We start from the raw sequence: 22,092 nt of genomic DNA on the forward strand, positions 1-22,092 counted from the left end.
TAGCGCTTCGGAGCCGAATGATCGAAAAGACCGCGCCGCTTCCGGAGGATGATTGCAATGGATATGAAACTGTCGCCCGAGCAAATGAAGCTCCGCAGCGCTGCACGTGAATTGGCCGAAACCGAATTCGCGCCGAAGGCGGCGGAGATCGATCGGACCGAAGCCTACCCTTTCGACAACGTGGCTGCGCTGAAAGCCGCGGGCTTCATGGGCTATACGATTCCGACAGCCTACGGCGGTCGCGGAGGAAGTTACTTCGAGGCCGCCCTGATCATCGAGGAAATGGCGCGGGTCTGCGGGGCGACGGGGCGCATTACGGTCGAGGCCAACATGGGCGCCATCTCCGCGGTCATGCAGTATGGCACCGAAAAGCAGAAGCGGCTGGGAGCGGACCCGTTCTTTCGGGCGACAAACCCGCGATCTGCATCACCGAACCGGAAGCCGGATCGGCGGCGACCGAGATGACGACGCGCGCAGACAAGCACGGCAAGACATATGTCATCCGAGGCAAGAAGCACTGGATCACGGGCGGCGGGGTCTCAAAACTCCATCTGATCTTCGCCCGGGTATTCGACGAGCGAGGTGAAGAGCAGGGGATCGGCGGCTTCCTCGCACTCAGGGGGACGCCCGGTCTGATCATCGGAAAACGCGAACCCGCCATGGGCCTGCGCGGCATTCCCGAAACGGAGATCATCTTCGAAGATCTGGAAATCCCTGAGGATATGCTGGTGCTGCCGCCGCGCGGGCTTCGGCGCGGCTTTGCCGACCTGATCGACGCCTATAACAGCCAGCGGGTCGGCGCCGGAACGGTCGCGCTCGGGCTCGCGCAGGGTGCATTTGAGAAGGCCATGACCTTTATGAAGGAGCGCAAGCAGTTCGGACGCCCGATCGCCGAATTTCAGGGCCTGCAGTGGATGCTGGCCGACATGGCGGTGGCGCTCAATGCGGCGAGGCTGTCGCTTCATCAGGCAGCGCTTAGCGCCGATCCTTTTCCGGACCCTCTTCTCGCGGCGCAGGCGAAGATCATCGCTTCCGAGACGGCCAACACGGTCACGAACCAGGCGCTCCAACTGTTCGGCGCCAGGGGCTGCTCACGGGATTATCCGCTCGAACGCATGGTTCGGGATGCCCGCATGTTCACCATTGCCGGCGGCACGGCGCAGGTGCTGAGGACATTGGTGGCGTCGAGGATTCTAGAGACAAAACTCCCGCAGACCCGCAATGGATATTTGGAAGCGTGTGAAGCTCCATCCCTCGCGGCAAAGTAGTCTCTTGTCGCGGTTCACACCGCGCGGCTGTGCGTTGCGGCGGAATGCGCAAGGTGGGCGTCGAACGCTGATGCTACGCTCCGCACCAGGAATTCCGCGCCGTCGCTGATCGAAAGCCGGTTGTCGGTGATCGTCACGGCGCCGTCGGCAATGAGGCTCTCGATCCGCGGCCGATCGACGATCGCGGATCGAAGGTCGCGGCCGTGCAGCCGGGATACCCGGGGCAGATCGACGGCAAAATCGCACATGATCCGCTCGATGATGTCGGCGCGGAAGCGGTCCTCGTCGGTGAACGTATATCCCTTGGCGGTGGCGAGCCGGTTCTCGGCGACGCGCGCGAGATAGTCGCGGGTCGGAACGGCGTTCTGCACGAAACCTTGAGGCATCCGGCCGATGGCGCTGGCGCCGAGACCGATCAGCGTGTCGGCGGAATCGTCGGTGTAGCCCTGGAAGTTGCGCCTCAGCCTGCCGTGCTGTCTTGCGACGGCCAGACTGTCGCCCGGAAGGGCGAAATGATCGAGGCCGATGCGGACGTAGGCGGCATCCTGCAGGGCTTCAGCGATGGTTTCGGACTGCAGGTGCCGCTCGATGCTGTCGGGCAAGGAGGCTTCGGCGATCTTGCGCTGATGCTTCTTGAACGACGGAACATGGGCGTAGCCGAACACCGAAAAGCGGTCCGGCCGGAGCTCGACGCATTTGGCTACGGTGTCGAGACACGAGTCCACCGTTTGCAGCGGGAGCCCGTAGAGCAGGTCGAAATTGATCCGGCCGACGCCCATCCGGCGCAGACGCTCGACGGAATCTGCGGTCTGCTCGAAGCTCTGCAGCCGGTTGATGGCGCGCTGCACGGCGGGGTCGAAGCTCTGGACGCCCAAACTCGCGCGGTTGACGCCGCAGTAGCCGAGCGCCTCGGTCATCGGCTCCGTCAGCGTGCGCGGGTCGATCTCGACGGCGATTTCGGCATCAGGGAGGACAAAGAACGAATAGCGTAGCGCGCCGACGAGGTCCACGAACGTCTCGGGCGACATGATCGTTGGCGTACCGCCGCCGAAGTGAACATGAGAGATCGGCATCCTCCGGCCGATCGCATCGGCAACAAGCTGCGCTTCGCTACGCAGGCCTGCTGCATAGGTCGCGATCGGATCGTCGCGTTTCGTGACCGAGGTATGGCATCCGCAGTACCAGCACATGGATCGGCAGAACGGCACATGCAGATAGATCGAGGCCGGCTCTCGGACCGGCATCGACTTCAGCCAGCGCCGATAATCCTTCTCGCCAATCGCCGGCGAAAAATGCGGGGCCGTCGGATAGCTGGTGTAGCGCGGCAGCCGGTCCTGCCCGTAGGATTTGGCCAAGTCCGATCGCATCTGCTTCTCTCCTCCACTTCCGGATCAATTACCGGACTCGCGGCGGAAGGACTTTGCGCTGGCTCAACCCGCCGCCAATCGCCGGGCGGCTATGTTCGCCGCAGCAGCTTCGCGACGCTCCGGACGAGCGTTGCGGCGACCGGCCGGGAAGGTTCGGCGACGAGCCTGAAGCCGAGATTGGCCGGCGGGACGCCCGCAGCGCAGCCGCCGGACCTGGGATCGCGGATGAAGTCGGTCATGTAGGAACGATGGGCTCCTTCCACGACGCGGACGCCGCAATTCGTGTTGGTGATCCGCTCGCGTCCGCCGTCGAGCGAAACGCGAACGAAGCAGCTATCCGTCCACTCCCAGATATTGCCGGCCAGGTCGTCCAGCCCGTTGCTGTTGGTGCCGAACGTGCCTCCCGGCTGAGCGGCCGTTGCGGCCGGCCGGGAGCGGGCGGATTCAGCTTCGTAGCGGGCGATCCAGGCCTGAGCCGGATCGGAGGGGTCGACGAGCGGCATCGCTTCGTCGCGCGCCTTCTCGGCGGCTGCGAATGTCCACTCCTCGTCGGTCGGCAGCCGATGGGTGACACCGGTTTTGCGCGACACCCACGCGGCGTAGGCCGAGGCATCGTGCCAACTCACACCGACGACGGGTACGTCGTGCGCGCCGGCGGGAAGGGCGATACTCGGGCAGGCCGCTTCCCCGACACAGCGCATGTACTCGGCGACAGTGACCTGCCGCTTCGTGACGATGAGGTCCGTGGGAAGGCGAAGCGCGCGCAGCGGTCCTTCAACCGGACGGCCGTTTCGCGAGAAATCGCCGGCAGCCCGGTAGCTGAAGGAAGTCGGCGTCAGGCGCAGCGCTCCGTCCTGGTCATGGGGTGGTGTCGGCGCGAACGCGGTTGCCAGCATAGGCGCGGCCAGCGCGCCTGCGAGCATCGCCGTCTTTATTTTCATCAGGATGAGCACGTCGGCTCCTCTTCTTCGTGCGACGGCCCGCGGGCGGAACCGCGGGCCGTCATTTCGGCTCCACTAGCGGGTAACGGCCACCGGTTCGGCGGCGCCGACCTTGTCAGGCGGGATCGGGCCGGGAGGGGACACCTGCTTCATGAGGTCCTCGTTCCACTTGCCCTCCACCTTGATATGGGCGCTGGCGCCGAGTTCGACCGCCTCGATCAGGTTGTGGTTGACGTAGGCGTAGATGCCCGGTTCGCGGAAAGTGTAGAGGGCCGCGCCGGCCGAGCCGCCGCGAACGAACCAGGTCTCGAGATCCTTCTGCGGCGGATTGTTGAACTTGCCGGCCTCCCAGACGTAGTCGCCATGCCCGCCGATCAAATGGGGCCGGGTGTCGCGGTTGGCCTGCGAATGCACGAGCATGACGGTCTCGCCGACCTTCGAGGTCATGGCGTTTTTGCCGGTGAGCGATCCGACCCGGCCGTTGAACACCACATGCGTCGGGATCAGCTTGCGCATGACCTCGGTCGTGTCGGCATAGGACTCACCGATCGTCTCGTAGGTCTTGTACTTGCCGTTCTCGTCCTTCGGCACATAGAGGTCGTTCTCGCCGATATAGAAGATCTTGTCGTAGCGCAGCGCCTTGCCCTCGGCGTCCTTCAGGCCATCACGCGGCAATACCATCACCGTGCCGTGCATGCCGGAGACGACGTGCCAGGGGATCATGCCTTCCGGGGCGCAGTGATAGACGAAGACGCCGGGGCGCGTCGCCTTCCAGCGCAAGGTCGCCTGCTCGCCGGGATTGACCTTGGTCAGCGCGCCTCCGCCGAGAGCCCCCGTCGCCGAATGCAGATCGATGTTGTGCGGCATCGCATTGGTCGCGGGGTTGACCAGCGTGAGCTCCATGTAGTCGCCCTCGTGGACCACCATCATCGGGCCCGGCATCGATCCGTCGAACGTCATCGCATGGAATTTCGTGCCGGCATCGTCGATGACGACTTCCTTCTCCCGGATCGTCAGCTTGAATTCGACGATCTTCGGTCCCGCCTTGGTCGCCTGTTCGTGGGCGTGCACGAAGGGCGGGGCAACCAGTTCGATTTTCTGGCGCGGCAGCTTGAGGTCGTCCGCCGCTTTCACCGTGACCGGCGCGGCCATCATCAGGGCCGCGATTGCGGTGCCCATTAAAGCAGTCCTTCTCGTCAGCATGATGCTCTCCATCGCTTCGTGTGTACTAATTCGATGGATGCAGAATGCGCGATGTGGCTGCGAGACTCTTTGCGCTGGAACAAGGAATGACGCTTTATCGATCGACGGAGGGGACTGTCCGGAAATTTGCGCGGGAGCAATGAGGACTGGTAACCACCGTTTTACGGTAGTTGCATGAAAAAAGATGCAGGGCTCACCGCGGATCTGATGCTTGACACGGTGCCGCAGCCTAAGGCCCGGGCTTGCGCCCCTGAGCGGCTTCTGCACCTTCGGCGAGGCCATGTAGCCTGTGCGCATCGCGCAGGACGATTCGCTGCCTGCCGCCTTCGACCAGTCCCTGCTGCTCCCACACGCTGAGAATCCGGCTGACAGTGTGCAACGTTGTCCCTGTCATCTCGGCGACGTCCTGCCGGCTGATGGGAAAGTCGATCTCGATGCCGGCATCGACCTTCCTTCCGGCCTGCTTGGCCAGACGAAGCAGCGCGTGCGCGACGCGCTGTTCGACCTGCTCATTCGACATCTCCAGGACGCGGGCCTGCGTATCCTGCAGCCGGCTGCCGACGGTCTGCAACGCGCTTGAGGCGAGGCTCGGATATTTGGCGATCAGGCGATTCCAGGACGACGAGGGCCAGGCGAGCGCGATGCTGTCCACGGCGGCGACGGCAGTCGCCGGATAGTGCGTCAGGTTCATGGCCTGCGCGACGCCGAACAACTCGCCGGCCGAGACATAGCGCACAACGGACTGCTGCCCCTGCGGCGTGACCTTTTCGACGCGAAGATGCCCGTGAAGCAGGAGATAAAAGTGATCGGCTTGCGCGCCCTGCTCGAAGACGGCGCTGCCTTTCGGATATCGAATCGAGCGCGCTTCCCGCAACAGTTGGTCCTGTTCGTCGGGCGCAAGCCCGGCAAACATCGGCAGGTTCGCGACCAGTGAGCGGTCGACTGAGGCCATCGATATCCTCGTTCCAACGCGCCGCAGAGAGTATCCGCGGCCGAAGCAAGCCTCAACGGGCTTGCCAAGTTCTTAGCCCAGGATTCCGCCCGGAGATTGCGCTGGCGCAACATCGGCAGGATCAAGCGGCGATATCTGTTGCCCGGGAGCCCCGGGAGATCCCGGGCGCACAGTTCCAGGAAACGGGAAAGAAACGGGAAATGAGAAAGATTGCGATGCTGGCCGCCGGGGCGGCTCTAGTCCTGGCCGGGGCCGCACGGGCCGCGGAGGTCGAAATCAAGCTCCTCAACAAGGGAACCGATGGCGCAGTGATGGTGTTCGAGCCAGCCTTCGTGAAGATCGCACCCGGCGATACCGTCAAGTTCCTGTCCACGGACAAGGGCCACAACGCAGAGTCCATCAAGGGCATGCTCCCCGAGGGCGCAGCGCCATTCGTCGGCAAGAACAACGAGGATATCGCCGTCAAGTTCGAGCAGGAGGGCGTCTACGGCATAAAGTGTCTGCCTCACTACGGCATGGGGATGGTTGCGTTGATCGCGGTCGGAAAGCCCGGCAACGTCGACCAGGCCAAGGCCATTCCGCAGGTCGGAAAGGCAAAGCAGGTCTTTGCGAAGCTCTTCGACCAGTTCGAGGCCAGCAAGACTGCATCCAGATAGCGATCTTGGCGCCAGCTTCTCCAGTGCGTTGGATGGATGAGCAGTGCCTCGTCCATCCAGATATTGTACCAGACGCTGGACTTGCGTCGGCACGGGAAACGCAGCGCCTCAATCCCCGCCGCGCGGACGTCAGGAGCAAGCGCGATCAAAAGCCAGCCATCGTGGGGGGAGAGCGCTGTACATTGGCGATTATTCTGTCGCCAAAAGCGAAGGGCATATTGATCCAGCGCAAGGCCGGCTACTGAGGCGCTTTTTCTTCGGCCGAGCAGCAGGAACAGCAGGCAGCCTGGCTCCCGGCGAGAATCGGAATCGAGGTTTCGTCCTCAAGTTTCCGCAAGAGATCGTCGGTAACAGCCTCGAAAATCCTGCGTTCGATGGCGCTCTCGCTTCGGCTTCGTCCTCGTAATCTCTCGAAAATCCGCATCGTGTTCTCCGTTGACGGCGGAACCGACAATGCAGGTCGAAGGCGGCACGATCTTTGTCGGAGATCAAACACCTAAGGGAACGATGCTGCAATTTGTGCTCCGACAAAGAGCTTCGATCGGAACGGCGTAGCATCACCGTGAATAAGCAAGGAGCGTCCATGGCGACGATGCAGAAATTAAGAGCCTATCAGGGGCCGGCGCTGTTCTCCTACGGCTTCCGGCCGTTCTTTCTGTTTGGCGCGATCTATGCCGGGGCCATGGTTCCGCTATGGCTCGTAGTGTTCGCTGGCGACGTCTCGCTGCCGACTACATTCGCGCCGCGGGACTGGCATGTCCATGAGATGCTGTTCGGCTATGTGAGCGCCGTGATCGCCGGCTTTCTTCTGACGGCGGTGCCGAACTGGACGGGCCGCCTCCCGATTCAGGGCGTTCCGCTCGCGATCCTGTTCGGCGCCTGGCTTGCCGGCAGGTTGGCCGTGACATTTTCCGGTTTCATCGGCTGGGAAATCGCACTGGTGATCGACGTTGCCTTTCTGCTGTTACTTGCTGCTGCGGCCGCCCGCGAGATCGTAGCTGGACGCAAGTGGAACAATCTGAAGGTGGTCGGCATCATCTCGCTGCTGGCCGCTGCCAACGTCGCGTTTCATGTCGAGGCGCATTTCAATGGTCTGGCGGAATATTCCACGCGAGCCGGCGTCGCCCTCGTGGTCACGCTGGTCTGCGTGATCGGGGGACGGATCGTTCCAAGTTTCACGCGCAACTGGCTGGCGCGGCGCGAACCGGGACGGCTGCCGGTCCCTTTCAGCCGCTTCGATGCGATCGCGATGGTCGCGGGCGTCTGCGCCATGATCGCGTGGGTGGTGGCGCCTTCGGGCCGTTTCGTCGCAGCCGCGCTCGGCGTCGCCGGTTTGCTCCACGTCGTGCGCCTGGCGCGCTGGGCCGGCCATCGAACCGTGTCGGACCGCCTCGTGCTGATCCTCCATATCGCCTACGCATTCGTGCCGGCCGGGTTCGTTCTGGCGGCGCTATCGGCAGTGGATATTGTCGCCGCCAGCGCCGGGATCCACGCCTGGACCGGTGGCGCGATCGGTTCGATGACGATCGCCGTGATGACCCGCGCTTCGCTCGGCCACACGGGGCAGGCGCTTTCGGCGACCGTTGCCACCCAGTTCGTCTACGCTTCGATCGTCGTCGCGGCGCTGGCCCGGGTATGCGCGGCGCTTGAGCCGGCCCATTCGATCCCGCTGCTGATGATCGCGGGCGTCGCGTGGGCAGCGGCGTTTCTGGGCTTCGCGCTCGCTTACGCCCCGCTCCTGTGCAGCACACGCAAGTTCTGAAGGGGCACGATGATCGGCGCCAGCATATCACGATGGACGATGAGCTACTTCGCGATGGCGCTCGCGTGGTTGCTCGTCGCGCTGGCGCTGATGGTCGCAGGCGTCGGCTATCCGGCGGCGCATCTCGCATCGCCCGATACCCTCGTCCTGGTGCACGTGGTCTGCATCGGCTGGCTCAGTGTGGCGATGTGCGGCGCGCTGTTCCAGTTCGTGCCTGTCCTCGTGGCAAAGCCGCTGTTTTCGGAGAAGTGGGCTTTGCCGGCGCTTGGCCTGTTGACCGCCGGTCTCATCTCGCTGCTCGCGGGTTTCCTGGGATTGGGCGGCCGGCTTCCGGCCTGGCTCTGGCTGCTTCCGCTCGGTGCGGTCCTGCTCATCGCGCGGGTTCGGCCTGATCGTCGTCGATCTCGGGCTGACGGCGTGGCTGCGGCCGACCGGTCCCGCACGCTTCGTGCTGGCAGGGCTGGCCTCGCTCTGTGCCACCGCAACCTTCGGCACGATCTTTGCGTTTGCGCATGCGGGGTGGGCGGGATCCATCGGGCAATCGATTTTGGCAACCGGGGTCCCGCTGCACGCGATCGCGGGTCTTGGCGGCTGGCTCACGTTGACGGCCATGGGTGTGAGTTACCGGCTGCTATCCATGTTCATGCTCTCGCGCGATGTCGACGATCGGAAGAGCAATATGACATTGGCGGCCGGCGCGCTTGCCATCGCCGTCGCGGTGATTGGCGGAATTCTCGCGATCTGGCTCGTTTCCGGATTGAACGTCGTGTTGTCGATGGTCGGCGCCCTTGGCCTGGCGACGATCGCTCTGTATGGACGCGACGTGATCGGAATCTTCAGTGGCCGCAAGCGGCGGCAGCTTGAGCTCAACACGCGGATGGCGGTGCTATCCTTCGCCAGTCTCGCGGGGGTGGCCCTCCTGGGTGTGGGGCTCATCTTGACCGGAGCTTTCGCCGCGCAACTCGGCGCGTTTGCCTTTCTCGCCATATTCGGCTGGCTGTCGGGCCTCGTACTCGCCAAGCTCTACAAGATCGTGGCGTTCCTGACCTGGCTCGAGACCTACGGTCCCGTGATGGGACGGGCCCCGACCCCGCGCGTTCAGGACCTTGTTTCGGAGGCGAGGGCGTCGAAATGGTTCGTGATGTATTACGTGGCCGTCTGGTTCGGCACACTGATGCTGCTGGCCGGCCAACCGTCGGCGTTCCGGGTGGCCGCGGCGATGATGATCGTCGCAATCGCCGGCATCGTCCGTGAAGTGATCCGGGCGCGACGGCTTGCGGACGTCGCGAGCCGGCTGCGCCTTCCGGACGGCGCGTGCGCGCCGCATCTGCTGTTTGCCAGAAACTAAAGATGAGAGCTGAGGATGAAACGGAAGGAGCAAGCATGACCGAATACATCGATGTCGACGTCCGTCCGATCCTGCGCGCAGGCGGTGAGCCGTTCTCTGTCATCATGTCTGCGCTCGAACGCCTCGAACCGGGGCAGGGGCTCCGCCTCTACGCGACGTTCAAACCCGTTCCGTTGTTCGCCGTCATGGCCGATAGAGGATTTGCGCATTCCGCGCAGGCGCTCGATGCCGGCGAGTGGGAAGTGCTGTTCACGCCCGCGGCGACGAAACAGACCGCGTCTCCCTCCGGCGCCCCGGTTTTCGACGCTTGGCCCGAGCCGGCCGTCAGGCTCGACAATCGCGACCTCGATCCGCCGGAGCCGATGGTCCGGATCCTCGCAGCCGCCGAGAAACTGGGGCCGGGCGAAACGCTTTCGGCGCTGCTGCGGCGCGAGCCCGTCTTTCTGTTCCCGCAACTCGAGAAGCGTGGGTATCGCTGGCTTGGCGGGTTCTCGCCGGACGGCGCCACTTACGAACTGACCGTCAGGGCTCCGTCATGACGGACAAACTCGTCGACCGCATCCGCGACGCCCTCCGCGTCGTGATCGATCCCGAGCTGGGTCACAACATCGTCGATCTCGGCTTCGTCTACGACATCTCGGTCGTCGACGACGCCGTTCGCATCACGATGACCGCGACCACCCCGGGGTGCCCCGCCATCCGTTTCCTGAACGAAGGCGTCGCGAATGCTGCCGCCCAGGTGCCGGGCATAGGTTCCGTCGACATCGTGATGACGTTCGATCCGCCATGGACACCGTCTCGCATCGAGCCGGTCATCCGGGCCTCGCTTGGCTTTGCCGCGGTTAACTAGAGTCGAGGACGGCGAAGTGGCGCTTACCATCGAGATCAACCACGCGAAGACGCGCGCCAAGGCCGCTGCGGCATCGGGTCAGCCGGTCATGCCTCAGGCCGTCAACGGGCGGATCCGGCGGATCAAGTGGATCGTCCTGCTGCTGACGCTCTCGATCTACTATGTCACGCCGTTCCTTCGCTGGGATCGCGGCCCCAACGCGCCGGACCAGGCTGTGTTGCTCGATTTCGCCCATGGACGGCTCTACGCTTTCTTCATCGAGATCTGGCCGCAGGACCTCTATCTGGTCACGGGGCTTCTCGTTCTGGCCTCGACCAGCCTGATTCTCACCAACGCGCTGGCGGGACGGCTGTGGTGCGGCTTCGCTTGCCCGCAGACAGTCTGGACCGACCTGTTTCTGCTCGTCGAAGGATTGATTGAGGGCGACAGGCGCCAGCGCTCGAAGAATTTTGGCGCGCCGCTTGACGCCGAGCGGGCGATGCAGATCGTCGCGAAGCATGCCGCCTGGATCTTGATCTCGCTGGCTACCGGCGGCACGCTGATCTTCTACTTCACCGATGCGCCGGAACTGCTGCGGAGCTTCGCGCATGGCGACGTTTCGGCCACCCACATCTGCGGAACGCGCGCGATGGCCAACATCACGGTGTCGCCGGGCCGCAGCGGCCCGGTCGAAGTTCTGGTGCAGCTCGAGGACGGGGACGAGAAGCCTCTCGTGGCCGATGCGCTTTCCGTGACCCTGTCCAATCCCGACAAGGGGATTGCTTCCGTCAGCGCGACGGCCGAGCGCATGGGAGCCGATAGCTGGCGCGTCCGCCTGACGGCCGCGGCGAGCGGGAAGTGGTCGCTGTCGCTCGGCATCGACCTGGCGAAGGACGACCGTGTCGACATCGCCGCCCCGATACTCATCGAATGACACGCGCGGCGGCGGATACTGCGGAATACGGATTTGTCCGATCGCCCTACTGCGTCGTGAACAGCACCACGGCAATGGCGATCGATAGTCCGATCGCGGACACGGTAGCCACGGTGGAGAGGACGCCCATCGCCCTCAGGGTACCAGCGAAAGCGATGATGATGGGTGTGGCGGTAAGCAGGCCCAGTTGTGCGTCGCTCATGGCTTTCCGTCCTCGTTACTTCAAAGGTCGTCTTATCTAACGCTCACGAAGGCTACCGACATTGCGCTCCAGCAAGGAACGGCGCGATAGGCCTGACCGCCTCCGTGTTTGCTCGGCGACAAAGACCGCTTTCTGTCGGGGATGATAGGCATCGACCGGGAGATCGGATGTCTATTGCGGATTGCGAAGGCGAGGAGTCGGGGTGGGGGGTCTTCGAAGGGCTCCCGGGCGACCCGATGATGTGGGTGCTCGTCTTCAGCGAACTCGTGGCCTTCGGTCTTTTCCTTGGCGCATTCATTGTCGCCCGCGCTGTCACGCCCGCCGTGTTCGCATCGGGACAGACCGCGCTCGACCTGGTGCTTGCCGGATACAATACGATCGTCCTGGTGGCCAGCGGCTGGGCCGCCGCGAAGGGCGCAGCAGCGGCACGCGCTGATGATGGTCGTCGCGCGCGACTTTGGCTTGCTCTCGCCATGGCTCTCGGCGGCGCCTTCGTGACGATCAAACTTGTCGAGTATGCGCACGAAATCGCCGGCGGCATCGGCCTCGAGACGAGCGTGTTCTTCACGCTGTATTTCCTCCTGACAGGCTTTCACCTGCTGCACGTCTGCCTCGGTATAGTCATTCTCGCGGTCGTCTGCCGCGGCGCCGATCCCGTCCATGTAGAGACCGGAACGGTGTTCTGGCACATGGTCGACCTGGTCTGGATCGTGATGTTTCCGATCATCTACCTGGTGCGCTGAAGCATGCGATACTCGCCGGACCGCCTGGATCTCACGCTGGTTGCGCTGATTGCGCTCGCGTCCGCGACCATGGCGCTCGCCGGCGCGGCCCGGGATCCGGTACTGGTCGATGGCGCCGTTCTCGCCCTTGCGGCAATCAAGGGGCGCAGAATCCTGCTCGATTATCTCGATCTGCGGTCCGCGCCGGCGCTCTGGCGTGGGCTCGTGACCACCTGGCTGATGCTCATCGCGGGCTTCGCCTGGGCCGTGTCCGCCGTCTCGGTCCTGCTGTCCTGACCACAAAATCCTGGAGAACGCGCCGGGATCGTCGAGATCCTTGATCCGGCGCAAAGAGCGCCGGACGCAGGCAAATAGATTGGCGCGACCGCAACTACAGCACACGAACCGGAAAGGATCCGTAATGGCTGAACGCCTTACTAAATCGGCGGCCCGCAACGTCTTCTACGGCGGATCGGCTTTTTTCTTCGCCATCTTCCTCGGGCTGACGGCGCACAGCCACTACTACATGGTGACCACATCGACGGACGCGACGACGCTGACCAGTTCGGTGGCGCGCGGCAAGCACGTCTGGGAGAAGCACTCCTGCATCAACTGCCATACCTTGCTGGGTGAGGGCGCGTATTTCGCGCCCGAGGTCGGCAACGTCTGGGATCGCTGGGGCGGCAAAGAGGATCCCGCCACCGCCAAGGAAATCCTGAAGTCATGGATGCAGGCGCAGCCGTCGGGCGCGCCGGGCCGCCGGCAGATGCCGCAGTTCAACCTCACCGACCAGGAACTCAACGACCTCGCCGATTTCCTGCAATGGACCAACAGCATCAAGACGCAGAACTGGCCGCCGAACAAGGCCGGCTGAGCATCCCACCCCGACAGCCCGTTTTAGGAACCTCACGATGAGATATGAAACCCAGAAAGTCGCGATGCTGTATTTTTATGGCGCGCTGACGCTCTTCCTCGCGCAGGTGCTCTTCGGCGTTTTGGCCGGAACCATCTACGTCCTCCCCAACACCCTGTCCGTTCTCGTGCCGTTCAACATCGTCAGGATGATACACACCAACGCATTGATCGTGTGGTCGCTGATCGGTTTCATGGGCGCGACCTACTATCTTCTGCCGGAGGAAACCGAGACCGAACTGTTCAGCCCGCTACTGGCAAAAATCCAGTTCTGGCTGTTCTTCGGCGCGGCCGGCATCGCCGTCGTTGGCTATCTTTTCCATTACCACGAGGGCCGCGAATTCCTCGAGCAGCCGTTCGTGATCAAGGTCGGCATCGTCGTCGTCTGTCTCATGTTCCTGTTCAACGTGACGATGACGGCCTTGAAGGGAAGGAAGACCACGGTCACCAACATCCTGCTGTTCGGCCTGTGGGGTGTCGCGATCTTCTTCCTGTTTGCGTTCTATAACCCGGCAAACTTGGCCGTCGACAAGATGTACTGGTGGTACGTTGTGCACCTGTGGGTCGAAGGCGTCTGGGAACTGATCATGGCCTCCGTGCTGGCCTTCCTGATGATCAAGCTCAACGGTATCGATCGCGAGGTGGTCGAGAAGTGGCTCTACGTCATCATTGGTCTCGCGCTTTTCTCCGGCATCCTGGGCACCGGCCATCACTTCTACTGGATCGGCGCGCCCGGCTACTGGCAGTGGATTGGTTCGCTGTTCTCCACGCTTGAGGTCGCGCCGTTCTTCACCATGGTGATCTTCACCGTGCAGATGACCTGGAAGGCAGGCCGCAAACATCCGAACCGGGCCGCGCTGCTCTGGTCGGTCGGCTGTTCCGTGATGGCATTCCTCGGCGCCGGCGTGTGGGGCTTCCTGCACACCCTGTCCTCGGTGAACTACTACACGCACGGCACCCAGGTGACGGCGGCGCACGGACATCTCGCGTTCTTTGGCGCTTACGTGATGCTGAATCTCGCTGTCATGGCCTACGCGATCCCGCAACTGCGCCAGCGGGCGCCGTACAATCAGTGGCTCAGCATGGCGAGCTTCTGGATCATGTGCACCGCCATGATGACGATGACCTTCGCGCTGACCTTCGCGGGCGTGGTGCAGGTTCATCTGCAGCGCGTGCTCGGCCAGAACTTCATGGAAGTGCAGGACCAGCTTGCGATGTTCTACTGGGTCCGGCTCGGTTCCGGCATCTGCGTTCTGGTCTCGGCCCTGATGTTCGTGTGGGCGGTTCTGGTGCCGGGCCGCGAACGGCAGGCGGTCGCCCCCGGCGCGCTGCAGCCAGCGGAATAGGCGTCAGGCGGCCGGTCATCGACGTGGCCGGCCGCCGCTTCAATACTGGAGAATCGAAATGAAGGTCGCACTTCACGCCGTCGCAGCGGCACCCGAGCTTCCGGCTTACGTCCCGAGCGGCAACGAGTGCACGCTGTTCGAACAAGCCTGGCAGCGTCGCCTGCCGGTTCTGCTGAAAGGTCCGACCGGCTGCGGCAAGACCCGCTTCGTCGCCCACATGGCGGCGCGGCTCGCCTTGCCGCTGCACACGGTCGCCTGTCACGACGATCTCACGGCGGCCGATCTCACCGGACGCTATCTGCTCAAGGGCGGAGACACGGTTTGGGCCGACGGTCCGCTGACCCGCGCCGTGCGGGAAGGAGGCATCTGCTATCTCGATGAAGTCGTGGAAGCGCGCAAGGACGTCACCGTCGTGCTGCACCCGTTGACGGACGATCGTCGCATCCTGCCGCTCGAGCGCACGGGCGAGGAGTTGGTCGCGCCGCCGGGCTTCATGCTGGTCGTGTCCTACAACCCCGGTTATCAAAGTCTCCTGAAGGCCTTGAAACCATCGACGCGCCAGCGCTTCGTCGCGATCGAATTCGGCTTCCTTCCGGCCGAGCAGGAGATCAAGGTCGTCGCCGCCGAGAGCGGACTTGCCTCCGACCGCGTGCGACCGCTGGTGGCGCTTGCAGGCCGGCTGCGTGCGCTCAAGGGACAGGACCTTGAGGAAGGGGTATCGACGCGCCTGATTGTCTACTGCGCGACGCTGATTTCAGCCGGCATTCCGCTTCTGGATGCCGTGCTTGCCGGCATGATCGAGCCGCTCACCGACGATGCCGACGTCAAGGCCGCGCTGCTCGACGTGGCCCGCGCCGTGATCGGATGAGGCATGCTTGACTTCCTCGAACTTGAGGAAACGGTTGGCCGCGCCTGGCATCGATTGGTCGGCGCCACGGCGAGCTATCCCGCTTATCCCAGCGACGCCGCGACACTTGCGGACGTGCAAGGACAGATCGCGATCATGTTCCGCGCGCTGGGCGGGGAGGCGGGCGTGCAGATCGCTGGCGCCAAATCGCGAAAGTCCGGCCATCGGCTCGGCTGGCGGCAGCGCATCGGGCTTGGCGACGAGAGCATCGATCATCCCGGTCGCGACGGGGCAACCGTCTTCCTGCCGGACCGGATCGCCCTGTTTCCGGATCGCGAGCTCAACGCCTTGCTCTACCGCTGGCTGGCCGCGTGGTTCGCCACAACGCCGGCTGCAACGACGGACGAGATCGATCCGCTGCGGCGCGATCTCCTGACCTTGCGGCGCGCCCGCGAGACGGTCGGAAAACTCCACGCGCTATTCCCTGGCCTGATCCGTCCCTATGAGCGGCTCGCTGCGGCCACGGCGCAAGCGCGCCCGCGCAGACCGCTGCCGCGGGCTGAACAGGAAATAGAACGGATCGTGCTGGCCCTGCTCGGCGCCGATGCGCCTCCGGAAGGCCGGCTGTGGCCGGCCGTGATCGGCGCCGCCGACTTGCCGGCAGAAGCGCCGCCCGGATACCGACCAATGCTGCCTTGTCCGCTGTGGGGGGATTGCTGGACACGCGAGGCCGTTGCTGCCCCGGCCGGTGACGACGATGCGCCCGTGCCGGTTGATGAGGCGGACGCGCCGGACACGCGCAAGCGCAGGGCCGTCCGCGAACGCGACGACGGCGGCAAGCGCGATCCGTTCATCCTGAACCGCTTCGAGAAGATCCTCGCGATGGCGGAGATGGTGAACGTCGATCGCCCCTCCGATGACAACGAGGACGACGACGCCCGCAAGGCGGCCGACGATCTCGACGAACTCGCAATCAGCCGACGCCGCGGCAAGCCTGCGACCAAGCTGAAATTCGATCTCGACCTGCCGCCGGAAGCCGTCGATGCAACACGGCTGAGCAGCGGCCGCCTTTATCCGGAGTGGGACTATCGCGCCGGCGTCAATTTGCCGGATCATTGCCGGGTGTTGACGGGCCCGGCGCCGGAGCTTGGAGAAAGCTGGACTCCGGACGCGAACATCCTGCGGCACGTCCGTCATGTGCGGCGGCGCTTCGAGGCGCTGCGGCCGCAGCATGACGTGATGCGCGGCCAGGCCGACGGATTCGATCTCGATCTCGATGCGCTGGTCCGCGCGAGATGCGATCTGCGGGCGGGTAGCGGATCACTCGATCGGGTCCACGTCGCGATGCGGCCGCAGCGGCACGACCTCGCAGCGACGCTGTTGGTCGACGTCTCGCTCTCCACTGATGCGTGGGTCGAAGGCCAGCGCGTTCTCGACGTGGAGAAGGAGGCGCTGCTCGTCCTCGTCCACGGGCTGTCGGCCTGTGGGGACCATCACAGCATCCTGACTTTCACATCGCGACGGCGCTCGTGGGTGCGCGTCGAAACCGTCAAGTCGTTCGAGGAGCCGATGGGCGTTGCCGTCGAGCGACGCATCGGTGCGCTCAAACCGGGCTACTACACGCGCATCGGCGCGGCGGTGCGTCATGCCGCCGCCGAGCTCGCCGGCCAGCCGCAGCGCAAAAAGCTGCTGCTGGTGCTGACCGACGGGAAGCCCAACGACGTCGATCACTATGAAGGCCGCTTTGCGGTTGAAGACACCCGTAAGGCCGTGCGGGAGGCGCGACGGCTGGGCGTTGCGGTGTTCGGCGTCACGGTCGACGCAAGCGCCCAGTCCTACTTTCCTGCCTTGTTCGGGTGCGGCGGCTACGCCATCGTCGGCAACATCCGTCGACTGCCGGCGGCGCTTCCATCGATCTACCGACAGTTGGCCCGCTGACGCACGGCCGCTCAGCGATGCGCCGGGCAACTGCTAATCGGCGTGGGTCCCGCCAGCGCGGCGCGTCGGCGGCCGTCGTCCATCAAAGCAATGCCGCGCCGAAGTTCGGCGATCGAGGCGACAGTGATGAACACCCGGTCCTCGTCGACGGCATCAAGCCAGCCGATCACCTTCAGATCGGGCGCCGGTCGCTGCACCTCCGACAGCACGTTGGTATCGAGCAGGAGGTTCACAGCGTCACGTCACGAGGCGTGTCGCGCTGGCGCTCCAGCTCGAGATCGGCGCCGCGCAGCGGCGATGCGAGCAGGAACTCGGCCAAGGTGCCTTTGCGCGCGGTCTTGCGCGCCCATTCCTCGGCCGAAACGATCACCGCACTCGGCTTGCCGTTGCGGGTGATGGTTTGGGGGCCGGCCTGGGCGCGATCAACCACCTCCGAGAGCCGGGCCTTGGCGACCGCGAGAGTCCAGGTGCCGCCAGGAGGCGGCGAGGAGGGTCTCTTGTTGGCATTTGTCATGTCAAAACCTTCAATGACCAATATGACTATAGTGAATATTGGCCGAAACTGCCCGCGCAATAGGCAAGTTACGCTTCAGAAAGGGGTAATTCCGCCCAAGGAGAGACGGCGCTGCCCGCATCCGTGTCTTGGCGCGGATCCCGGCCGCCCGCCGTGCGGCTTGGCAGCGCGAAGGCTTTGCTCGGCGCTCAAGGCAAATTCGACCGAGTTCATTAGCCTGAAATTATTGATGTCAGGGGAGGCGCCTACCCTCGCATTCGAAAACGGCGAGTTGGATAAAACTGTAACGGTCGGTTTGAGCGGCGGGCAATAGTCCTCCCGCCAAATTCCCCCAGAGCCCGCGAGAGGCTCCCTGGGGGTGTTTGATGTTCTCACGTGACCTGGCCGGCCCGACAAGCAGAGATGCGATTGACGGCTTCAATGCGATCGCGGATGCGCTCGATCGCGGCTTCGATCCCGCCCATAGCAGGAGCTCAAGGCTGGGCGACTTCCTTGCGATCGCGGCAGGCTGGCTCGTTCTCGGCGCGGTTATTTTTTACCCCAGTCTGCAACTCGTCGCGATCGTGATCTGCGCGGCGTTCCTCGGCACGCGTTCGTTCGCGCGCCTCATCCTCGGTCCAAGCCCATCGCGAGGGCAGCTTCGCGAAGACCAGCCTCTGCTGGCCGCCTAGCTATTCCGCTCCTCCTGCGCCATCGGCGGCCACTGCCGTTCGCGGCAGGGTGAGGTCGCCCATGTGAACCGGGTAAGAGTGGGACGTCTTGTCCCAGACGAGGGCGGTGCCGGATATCCGGTGGCCGACGTAGATCCGCACGGCGCGCCACGTTGCGAAGAAGTTGACGAAATTGCCAACGACAAGCCTCGGTGCGGCCATCAGGGCATGACGCAAATTGTAGATCATGCCTGTGAACGTCATTCGGTTGAACAGGCGCCAGACCAGAAACAGGAAGTTTGCGAAAAACATCCAGACCGCCCAGTTTTGGTTGAGCAGGGTATAAACAAACTGCTTTTCGGGATCGAAAACCGCCCGATAGAGTTCGAACACGGTCAGATTGGCGAGCGCAAAATAGGCGAGCATGACCGCAGGGCTGGTGATCACGCCCTTTCTGTCTCGCGCCAGAAAGTACTTGGTACCGAGAGAGCCTTTCCAGCCATGCTCTTGAGAGCCCTGGAACACGATGCCGAGCAGCCAGCGCGCGCGCTGGCGATAGGCGGCCTCGAGGCCTGACGGAAAGAACTCGCGGGTCGCTACCGGAAGGGTGCGGTGGAGAATGCCCGGGTTGCCGCTGTCGATATCGATGTCGATCGCATATTTGGCCGGATAGGCGATAAACGCGGAATTGAACCCGAGCTCAGAGACACGAAACGCGATGTCATAGTCTTCCGTGAACGATGACGTGCGGAAAGCCTCGCCGTGGTTTTGATCATTGAGGTGCTGGATCGCCTCCCGGCTGAAGCATGCGGAGACGCCGGCGCAGGGAATGACGCCGCTGATCCGCTGCCGGACCTCGAGGTCCTTGGTGTGCATCTCGGCGAACTCATCCATATAGAGGCCAGCGATCATTGAAGTGATCGGCCGGGAGAACGAGTAGACCGGCAACTGAATGAAGTCGTAGATGTCGACCAGCTTGTTGAAGAGCTTCAGCTCCAGCGGATGAATGAGGTCCTCGGAATCGTGCATCACGATTCCCGCAAACTTGATGTTCTGCTCGGCCTCGAACATGAAGATGTCGGAGATCGTCTGATTCAGGCAGTCGGCCTTGCTTGTCGGGCCATCGTGCGGAACCAGCACCATATGGATGTTCTTGTACAGCCCCTGCGCCTTGCGCACCTCGGCCTGGGTGAGGGGATCGTTCAGGTATACGCCGACGAAGTAGTGCGCGTGCTCGTATCGGACGAGGCGTGAATTCGATGACAGCATCGAAAAAATGACGTCGTGCTCCTTCCAGCACGGCACCATGATGGCGATGGGACGCTCAGGCAGTTGCTCGAGAATCTCTACGCTCGGCAATTCCTTGGACTTGCTATCCGCCGTGCCCATCAACCTGCTGCTCCAGTACATCAGGTCGACCGCGAGATCGTCGATGCTGGAAATCGCGATGATCACACCGGCGATCAACATCATGATCTCGACGACATAGAGATATTGAAAGATGAAGGAGGGAGCTTGTGTCATGAGTTACGATGCTTGGTGAAGCTGAATGATTTCGGCGGAGCGCATTTGCGGCGGCAGGACGAATTGCCGATAGAGAGCCTCGACGATCCGCTTGCTGGCGTGACCATCGCCATAGGGAAAGACCGGCCGGGCCATGCGGGCGTATTTGGCGCTGTTCTTGTGCAGCTCGAACAAGGCACCGAACACCGCCCCGCGGGAAGTCCCGATCAACTCGACAACCCCGGACGCCACCGCCTCGGGCCGTTCGGTCACGTCGCGCAGCACCAGAACGGGCTTGCCGAGCGCTGGCGCCTCTTCCTGAAGGCCGCCGCTGTCGGTCACCACGCACCAGGCATTCTGTATCGCGGCGACGACGTCGCGGTAGCCCAGCGGATCGACCAGCTTGATCCGGGGATGTCCCGAAAGAATTTCGATTGCGGTTTCGCGCGCATTTGGATTGGGATGAACCGGAAAATACACCGCGACGTCGGGGGTGAGGTCGACGAATGCCCTGATCGCAGTGAACGCGTCCCGCAGCGGCGCGCCAAAATTCTCGCGCCGATGCGCCGTGAGGAGGATGGTCCGCAGCCTGGGAAAGTCGGCGGGCAGTGCCGGCTTCGAGGCCGCAACTTCGAGCAATGAATCGATCACCGTGTTTCCTGAAACGAGGATCTTCTCCCGCGAAATGTTCTCTCGCACCAGATTCTGCGCTGCGGCCGACGTCGGCGCGCAATGAAGGGATGTGGATACGGCGATCGAACGGCGGTGAAATTCCTCGGGGAACGGCGCGTCAAGGCTTGGCGTGCGCAGCCCGGCCTCCACATGCACGAAGGGGATCTTGCGGTAGAACGCCGCAATCGACGACGCATAGGCGGTTGTCGTGTCGCCCTGGGCCAGAACGCAATCCGGCCGAACCTCCCCGAAATATTTGTCCAGGCGGCGAATCAGCAGGCTGGCGAGGACTGCCGGCGTGTGACACTTGCTTCGATGCGGGATCGAGAGGTCCGGGCGGAGGTCGAATTCGGCAAGGGTGCTGTCGAGGAGATCGCTCTGCTGGCCGGACGTCACGACCTTGACGGTCGCCCATTCGGCTTCGCGCAGGCGGCGGATAATGGGGGCCACCTTGATGACTTCAGGACGGGTGCCAATTACGAAGACAAAGGTTCGGACAGGCGTCGAGTGGCTGAAATGCTCTCTGCGAGGGTGATGCATGCCTTGCTTTCAAAATAACCGCATCGTCCCCACGACACGAAATAGCAATCGAATTCCCGTCCCATCGTCCCTGCCCGGACGGCACGGTTAGAAATCGCCGATAATTTAGCCCGCAAGCCTAAATTAGACAATTGATTTAAATGGATTTTTCGGAGATTGCCGTGGAAATCGGGAGAGATTTGGGTGCATGGTAAATGCGCGTGTGCCCGTATTTATGCGGGCGGTATAATGTTTTGATCATCAGCTCGGACGCCGGAATCGATTTTGACGGGCGGGGTGGGACCAGCCGGGCAGGGGACGCTGCGGATGATGCGACTGCCGGCGGTTAACTCCCGCCTCGTTTTAAAAGAGGCATTTGTGGATTGATCGCCTGCGAGCCGGGGGCGTTCGTGCGTCCGGTGTGGCGCGGACGGCTTGACGGACGTGCGGAGGAAATCCTTAAGGCGAGCTCCGCCTTTTGAACCTCCCTGCGAAGCTGCAGAATCTCGAAATAGGCTTTCGCAACGTCGACCGGCATAAATGTGATCTCGACCAAGGGGTTCTGAAGTGAACCACAATCCCATCGCTGGGTTGGGTCACAACGTAACAATGGAACCGCTGCCGACATGTGAAATGCCATACAAATGGGCTTGCAAATGGGCTTGCTTGGTGCCGCGGTTTTTGCCGCGCGCCTTGGCGATGGAAGGCTCAATGCTTGGGACCGTCGCTCGTCTACCGCAGGATGCCGCGCTTCACCGCAAAAACGAAGTGATTGACGAATGTCTCGAGGCCGTCGCTCCGATTTGCCTCGAGATTTGCTGCGGCCGAACGAAGCGAAGGATGCGGCCGTTGTTCGATGGCATCCAAATCCGCCGAAACCGCCTCAAGGGCGTATCGCAATCGCCTCAAATCGGAACTGATTTTTGAATCCACGGCCGCCACCGCAAAACTCTCAAATTAACCAATTAAAGTTAAAATATATGTGATAATATTGTAACGGTCAACGC

Annotated in this window: 24 protein-coding genes and 1 pseudogene; 15 read left to right on the plus strand and 10 right to left on the minus strand. The window is 63.1% G+C overall.

Features of this window, described 5'->3' with window-relative positions; all coding sequences use genetic code 11:
• The first annotated feature begins 57 nt into the window (after positions 1 to 57).
• Positions 58 to 465, plus strand: a complete 408-nt coding sequence (locus V1293_RS33015; protein WP_334515593.1) for an acyl-CoA dehydrogenase family protein — start codon at positions 58 to 60, stop codon at positions 463 to 465.
• Complete coding sequence (locus V1293_RS33020; RefSeq protein ID WP_334515595.1) at positions 462 to 1,268, plus strand: acyl-CoA dehydrogenase family protein; 807 nt, start codon at positions 462 to 464, stop codon at positions 1,266 to 1,268. Before V1293_RS33015 ends, V1293_RS33020 begins: the two co-directional genes overlap by 4 nt.
• Positions 1,269 to 1,282: 14 nt before the next feature.
• Here V1293_RS33020 and hemN read toward each other — a convergent pair whose 3' ends face one another.
• The 4 genes from hemN to V1293_RS33040 all read right to left on the minus strand — a co-directional run bounded on the left by hemN (position 1,283) and on the right by V1293_RS33040 (position 5,731).
• Positions 1,283 to 2,635 (minus strand): oxygen-independent coproporphyrinogen III oxidase, encoded by a 1,353-nt coding sequence (gene hemN / locus V1293_RS33025; RefSeq protein WP_334515597.1) that lies wholly within the window; start codon positions 2,633 to 2,635, stop codon positions 1,283 to 1,285.
• Positions 2,636 to 2,724: 89 nt separating this feature from the next.
• Positions 2,725 to 3,588, minus strand: coding sequence for an SUMF1/EgtB/PvdO family nonheme iron enzyme (locus V1293_RS33030; protein WP_334515599.1), 864 nt, complete (start codon positions 3,586 to 3,588; stop codon positions 2,725 to 2,727).
• 63 nt (positions 3,589 to 3,651) lie between these two features.
• On the minus strand, positions 3,652 to 4,779 hold the full coding sequence (nirK, locus tag V1293_RS33035; protein WP_334515601.1) for a copper-containing nitrite reductase: 1,128 nt from the start codon (positions 4,777 to 4,779) through the stop codon (positions 3,652 to 3,654).
• Positions 4,780 to 5,008: 229 nt separating this feature from the next.
• The gene (locus V1293_RS33040) at positions 5,009 to 5,731 is read right to left on the minus strand and encodes a Crp/Fnr family transcriptional regulator (protein ID WP_334515603.1); all 723 of its coding nucleotides are present in this window, start codon (positions 5,729 to 5,731) and stop codon (positions 5,009 to 5,011) included.
• Between the two features lie 215 nt (positions 5,732 to 5,946).
• Between V1293_RS33040 and V1293_RS33045 the strand changes: the two genes are divergently transcribed.
• From V1293_RS33045 to V1293_RS33070, 6 genes are all read left to right on the plus strand, one after another.
• Complete coding sequence (locus tag V1293_RS33045; RefSeq protein ID WP_334515604.1) at positions 5,947 to 6,387, plus strand: pseudoazurin; 441 nt, start codon at positions 5,947 to 5,949, stop codon at positions 6,385 to 6,387.
• Positions 6,388 to 6,970: 583 nt separating this feature from the next.
• Positions 6,971 to 8,149, plus strand: coding sequence for an NnrS family protein (locus V1293_RS33050; protein ID WP_334515605.1), 1,179 nt, complete (start codon positions 6,971 to 6,973; stop codon positions 8,147 to 8,149).
• Between the two features lie 358 nt (positions 8,150 to 8,507).
• The gene (locus tag V1293_RS33055) at positions 8,508 to 9,497 is read left to right on the plus strand and encodes a hypothetical protein (RefSeq protein ID WP_334515608.1); all 990 of its coding nucleotides are present in this window, start codon (positions 8,508 to 8,510) and stop codon (positions 9,495 to 9,497) included.
• Positions 9,498 to 9,532: 35 nt separating this feature from the next.
• Entirely contained in the window at positions 9,533 to 10,036 is a 504-nt protein-coding gene (locus tag V1293_RS33060) for a DUF2249 domain-containing protein (protein WP_334515610.1), read from the plus strand.
• Positions 10,033 to 10,347 carry a metal-sulfur cluster assembly factor gene (locus V1293_RS33065; protein WP_334515612.1) on the plus strand — a complete coding sequence of 105 codons (315 nt, stop codon included), beginning with the start codon at positions 10,033 to 10,035 and terminating at the stop codon, positions 10,345 to 10,347. Before V1293_RS33060 ends, V1293_RS33065 begins: the two co-directional genes overlap by 4 nt.
• Positions 10,348 to 10,363: 16 nt before the next feature.
• Positions 10,364 to 11,260, plus strand: a complete 897-nt coding sequence (locus V1293_RS33070) for a 4Fe-4S binding protein (RefSeq protein ID WP_334515615.1) — start codon at positions 10,364 to 10,366, stop codon at positions 11,258 to 11,260.
• A 46-nt stretch (positions 11,261 to 11,306) separates the two neighbouring features.
• Here V1293_RS33070 and V1293_RS33075 read toward each other — a convergent pair whose 3' ends face one another.
• Complete coding sequence (locus V1293_RS33075; RefSeq protein WP_334515617.1) at positions 11,307 to 11,462, minus strand: hypothetical protein; 156 nt, start codon at positions 11,460 to 11,462, stop codon at positions 11,307 to 11,309.
• Positions 11,463 to 11,629: 167 nt separating this feature from the next.
• On the opposite strand from V1293_RS33075, the gene V1293_RS33080 reads away from it, so the two are divergent.
• The 6 genes from V1293_RS33080 to V1293_RS33105 all read left to right on the plus strand — a co-directional run bounded on the left by V1293_RS33080 (position 11,630) and on the right by V1293_RS33105 (position 17,227).
• Positions 11,630 to 12,205: a cytochrome c oxidase subunit 3 gene (locus tag V1293_RS33080; protein ID WP_334515619.1), complete on the plus strand. Its 576-nt coding sequence runs from the start codon at positions 11,630 to 11,632 to the stop codon at positions 12,203 to 12,205.
• Between the two features lie 3 nt (positions 12,206 to 12,208).
• A complete protein-coding gene (locus tag V1293_RS33085) occupies positions 12,209 to 12,481 on the plus strand; it encodes a cytochrome C oxidase subunit IV family protein (RefSeq protein WP_334515621.1) in 273 nt (90 codons plus the stop codon).
• Positions 12,482 to 12,605: 124 nt separating this feature from the next.
• Positions 12,606 to 13,058 carry a c-type cytochrome gene (locus V1293_RS33090; protein ID WP_334515623.1) on the plus strand — a complete coding sequence of 151 codons (453 nt, stop codon included), beginning with the start codon at positions 12,606 to 12,608 and terminating at the stop codon, positions 13,056 to 13,058.
• 37 nt (positions 13,059 to 13,095) lie between these two features.
• On the plus strand, positions 13,096 to 14,442 hold the full coding sequence (locus V1293_RS33095) for a cbb3-type cytochrome c oxidase subunit I (RefSeq protein WP_334515625.1): 1,347 nt from the start codon (positions 13,096 to 13,098) through the stop codon (positions 14,440 to 14,442).
• A 58-nt stretch (positions 14,443 to 14,500) separates the two neighbouring features.
• On the plus strand, positions 14,501 to 15,310 hold the full coding sequence (locus V1293_RS33100) for a CbbQ/NirQ/NorQ/GpvN family protein (RefSeq protein WP_334515627.1): 810 nt from the start codon (positions 14,501 to 14,503) through the stop codon (positions 15,308 to 15,310).
• Positions 15,311 to 15,313: 3 nt separating this feature from the next.
• The gene (locus V1293_RS33105; RefSeq protein WP_334515629.1) at positions 15,314 to 17,227 is read left to right on the plus strand and encodes a nitric oxide reductase activation protein NorD; all 1,914 of its coding nucleotides are present in this window, start codon (positions 15,314 to 15,316) and stop codon (positions 17,225 to 17,227) included.
• Between the two features lie 50 nt (positions 17,228 to 17,277).
• On the opposite strand, the pseudogene V1293_RS33110 reads toward V1293_RS33105, so the two are convergent.
• Both V1293_RS33110 and V1293_RS33115 read right to left on the minus strand, forming a co-directional pair.
• Positions 17,278 to 17,460: pseudogene (locus V1293_RS33110) on the minus strand (PIN domain-containing protein); the annotation flags it as partial.
• Entirely contained in the window at positions 17,457 to 17,741 is a 285-nt protein-coding gene (locus V1293_RS33115; protein ID WP_334515631.1) for a type II toxin-antitoxin system Phd/YefM family antitoxin, read from the minus strand. The gene V1293_RS33115 and the pseudogene V1293_RS33110, both read right to left, overlap by 4 nt.
• Before the next feature lie 365 nt (positions 17,742 to 18,106).
• Between V1293_RS33115 and V1293_RS33120 the strand changes: the two genes are divergently transcribed.
• Positions 18,107 to 18,412 carry a hypothetical protein gene (locus V1293_RS33120; protein ID WP_334515633.1) on the plus strand — a complete coding sequence of 102 codons (306 nt, stop codon included), beginning with the start codon at positions 18,107 to 18,109 and terminating at the stop codon, positions 18,410 to 18,412.
• Here the strand turns inward: V1293_RS33120 and V1293_RS33125 are convergent, their stop codons facing one another.
• The 3 genes from V1293_RS33125 to V1293_RS33135 all read right to left on the minus strand — a co-directional run bounded on the left by V1293_RS33125 (position 18,413) and on the right by V1293_RS33135 (position 22,027).
• The gene (locus V1293_RS33125; RefSeq protein ID WP_334515634.1) at positions 18,413 to 19,915 is read right to left on the minus strand and encodes a glycosyl transferase family protein; all 1,503 of its coding nucleotides are present in this window, start codon (positions 19,913 to 19,915) and stop codon (positions 18,413 to 18,415) included.
• 3 nt (positions 19,916 to 19,918) lie between these two features.
• Positions 19,919 to 21,106 carry a non-hydrolyzing UDP-N-acetylglucosamine 2-epimerase gene (gene wecB / locus V1293_RS33130; protein ID WP_334515636.1) on the minus strand — a complete coding sequence of 396 codons (1,188 nt, stop codon included), beginning with the start codon at positions 21,104 to 21,106 and terminating at the stop codon, positions 19,919 to 19,921.
• A gap of 711 nt (positions 21,107 to 21,817) precedes the next feature.
• A complete protein-coding gene (locus tag V1293_RS33135) occupies positions 21,818 to 22,027 on the minus strand; it encodes a hypothetical protein (RefSeq protein WP_334515638.1) in 210 nt (69 codons plus the stop codon).
• Positions 22,028 to 22,092: the final 65 nt, after the last annotated feature.

The sequence above is a fragment of the Bradyrhizobium sp. AZCC 1693 genome, assembly GCF_036924745.1.
Taxonomy (GTDB): domain Bacteria; phylum Pseudomonadota; class Alphaproteobacteria; order Rhizobiales; family Xanthobacteraceae; genus Bradyrhizobium.

Excerpts from the sequence above, each read along its gene's own strand:
- V1293_RS33125 (WP_334515634.1), bottom strand. The coding sequence starts at position 19,915 with ATGACACAAGCTCCCTCCTTCATCTTTCAATATCTCTATGTCGTCGAG.
- V1293_RS33120 (WP_334515633.1), top strand. The coding sequence starts at position 18,107 with ATGTTCTCACGTGACCTGGCCGGCCCGACAAGCAGAGATGCGATTGAC.
- V1293_RS33015 (WP_334515593.1), top strand. The coding sequence starts at position 58 with ATGGATATGAAACTGTCGCCCGAGCAAATGAAGCTCCGCAGCGCTGCA.
- V1293_RS33045 (WP_334515604.1), top strand. The coding sequence starts at position 5,947 with ATGCTGGCCGCCGGGGCGGCTCTAGTCCTGGCCGGGGCCGCACGGGCC.
- V1293_RS33095 (WP_334515625.1), top strand. The coding sequence starts at position 13,096 with ATGAGATATGAAACCCAGAAAGTCGCGATGCTGTATTTTTATGGCGCG.
- hemN (WP_334515597.1), bottom strand. The coding sequence starts at position 2,635 with ATGCGATCGGACTTGGCCAAATCCTACGGGCAGGACCGGCTGCCGCGC.
- V1293_RS33080 (WP_334515619.1), top strand. The coding sequence starts at position 11,630 with ATGTCTATTGCGGATTGCGAAGGCGAGGAGTCGGGGTGGGGGGTCTTC.
- V1293_RS33060 (WP_334515610.1), top strand. The coding sequence starts at position 9,533 with ATGACCGAATACATCGATGTCGACGTCCGTCCGATCCTGCGCGCAGGC.
- V1293_RS33075 (WP_334515617.1), bottom strand. The coding sequence starts at position 11,462 with ATGAGCGACGCACAACTGGGCCTGCTTACCGCCACACCCATCATCATC.
- V1293_RS33050 (WP_334515605.1), top strand. The coding sequence starts at position 6,971 with ATGGCGACGATGCAGAAATTAAGAGCCTATCAGGGGCCGGCGCTGTTC.
- V1293_RS33115 (WP_334515631.1), bottom strand. The coding sequence starts at position 17,741 with ATGACAAATGCCAACAAGAGACCCTCCTCGCCGCCTCCTGGCGGCACC.
- V1293_RS33065 (WP_334515612.1), top strand. The coding sequence starts at position 10,033 with ATGACGGACAAACTCGTCGACCGCATCCGCGACGCCCTCCGCGTCGTG.
- nirK (WP_334515601.1), bottom strand. The coding sequence starts at position 4,779 with ATGCTGACGAGAAGGACTGCTTTAATGGGCACCGCAATCGCGGCCCTG.
- V1293_RS33090 (WP_334515623.1), top strand. The coding sequence starts at position 12,606 with ATGGCTGAACGCCTTACTAAATCGGCGGCCCGCAACGTCTTCTACGGC.
- V1293_RS33105 (WP_334515629.1), top strand. The coding sequence starts at position 15,314 with ATGCTTGACTTCCTCGAACTTGAGGAAACGGTTGGCCGCGCCTGGCAT.
- V1293_RS33020 (WP_334515595.1), top strand. The coding sequence starts at position 462 with ATGACGACGCGCGCAGACAAGCACGGCAAGACATATGTCATCCGAGGC.
- wecB (WP_334515636.1), bottom strand. The coding sequence starts at position 21,106 with ATGCATCACCCTCGCAGAGAGCATTTCAGCCACTCGACGCCTGTCCGA.
- V1293_RS33100 (WP_334515627.1), top strand. The coding sequence starts at position 14,501 with ATGAAGGTCGCACTTCACGCCGTCGCAGCGGCACCCGAGCTTCCGGCT.
- V1293_RS33040 (WP_334515603.1), bottom strand. The coding sequence starts at position 5,731 with ATGGCCTCAGTCGACCGCTCACTGGTCGCGAACCTGCCGATGTTTGCC.
- V1293_RS33085 (WP_334515621.1), top strand. The coding sequence starts at position 12,209 with ATGCGATACTCGCCGGACCGCCTGGATCTCACGCTGGTTGCGCTGATT.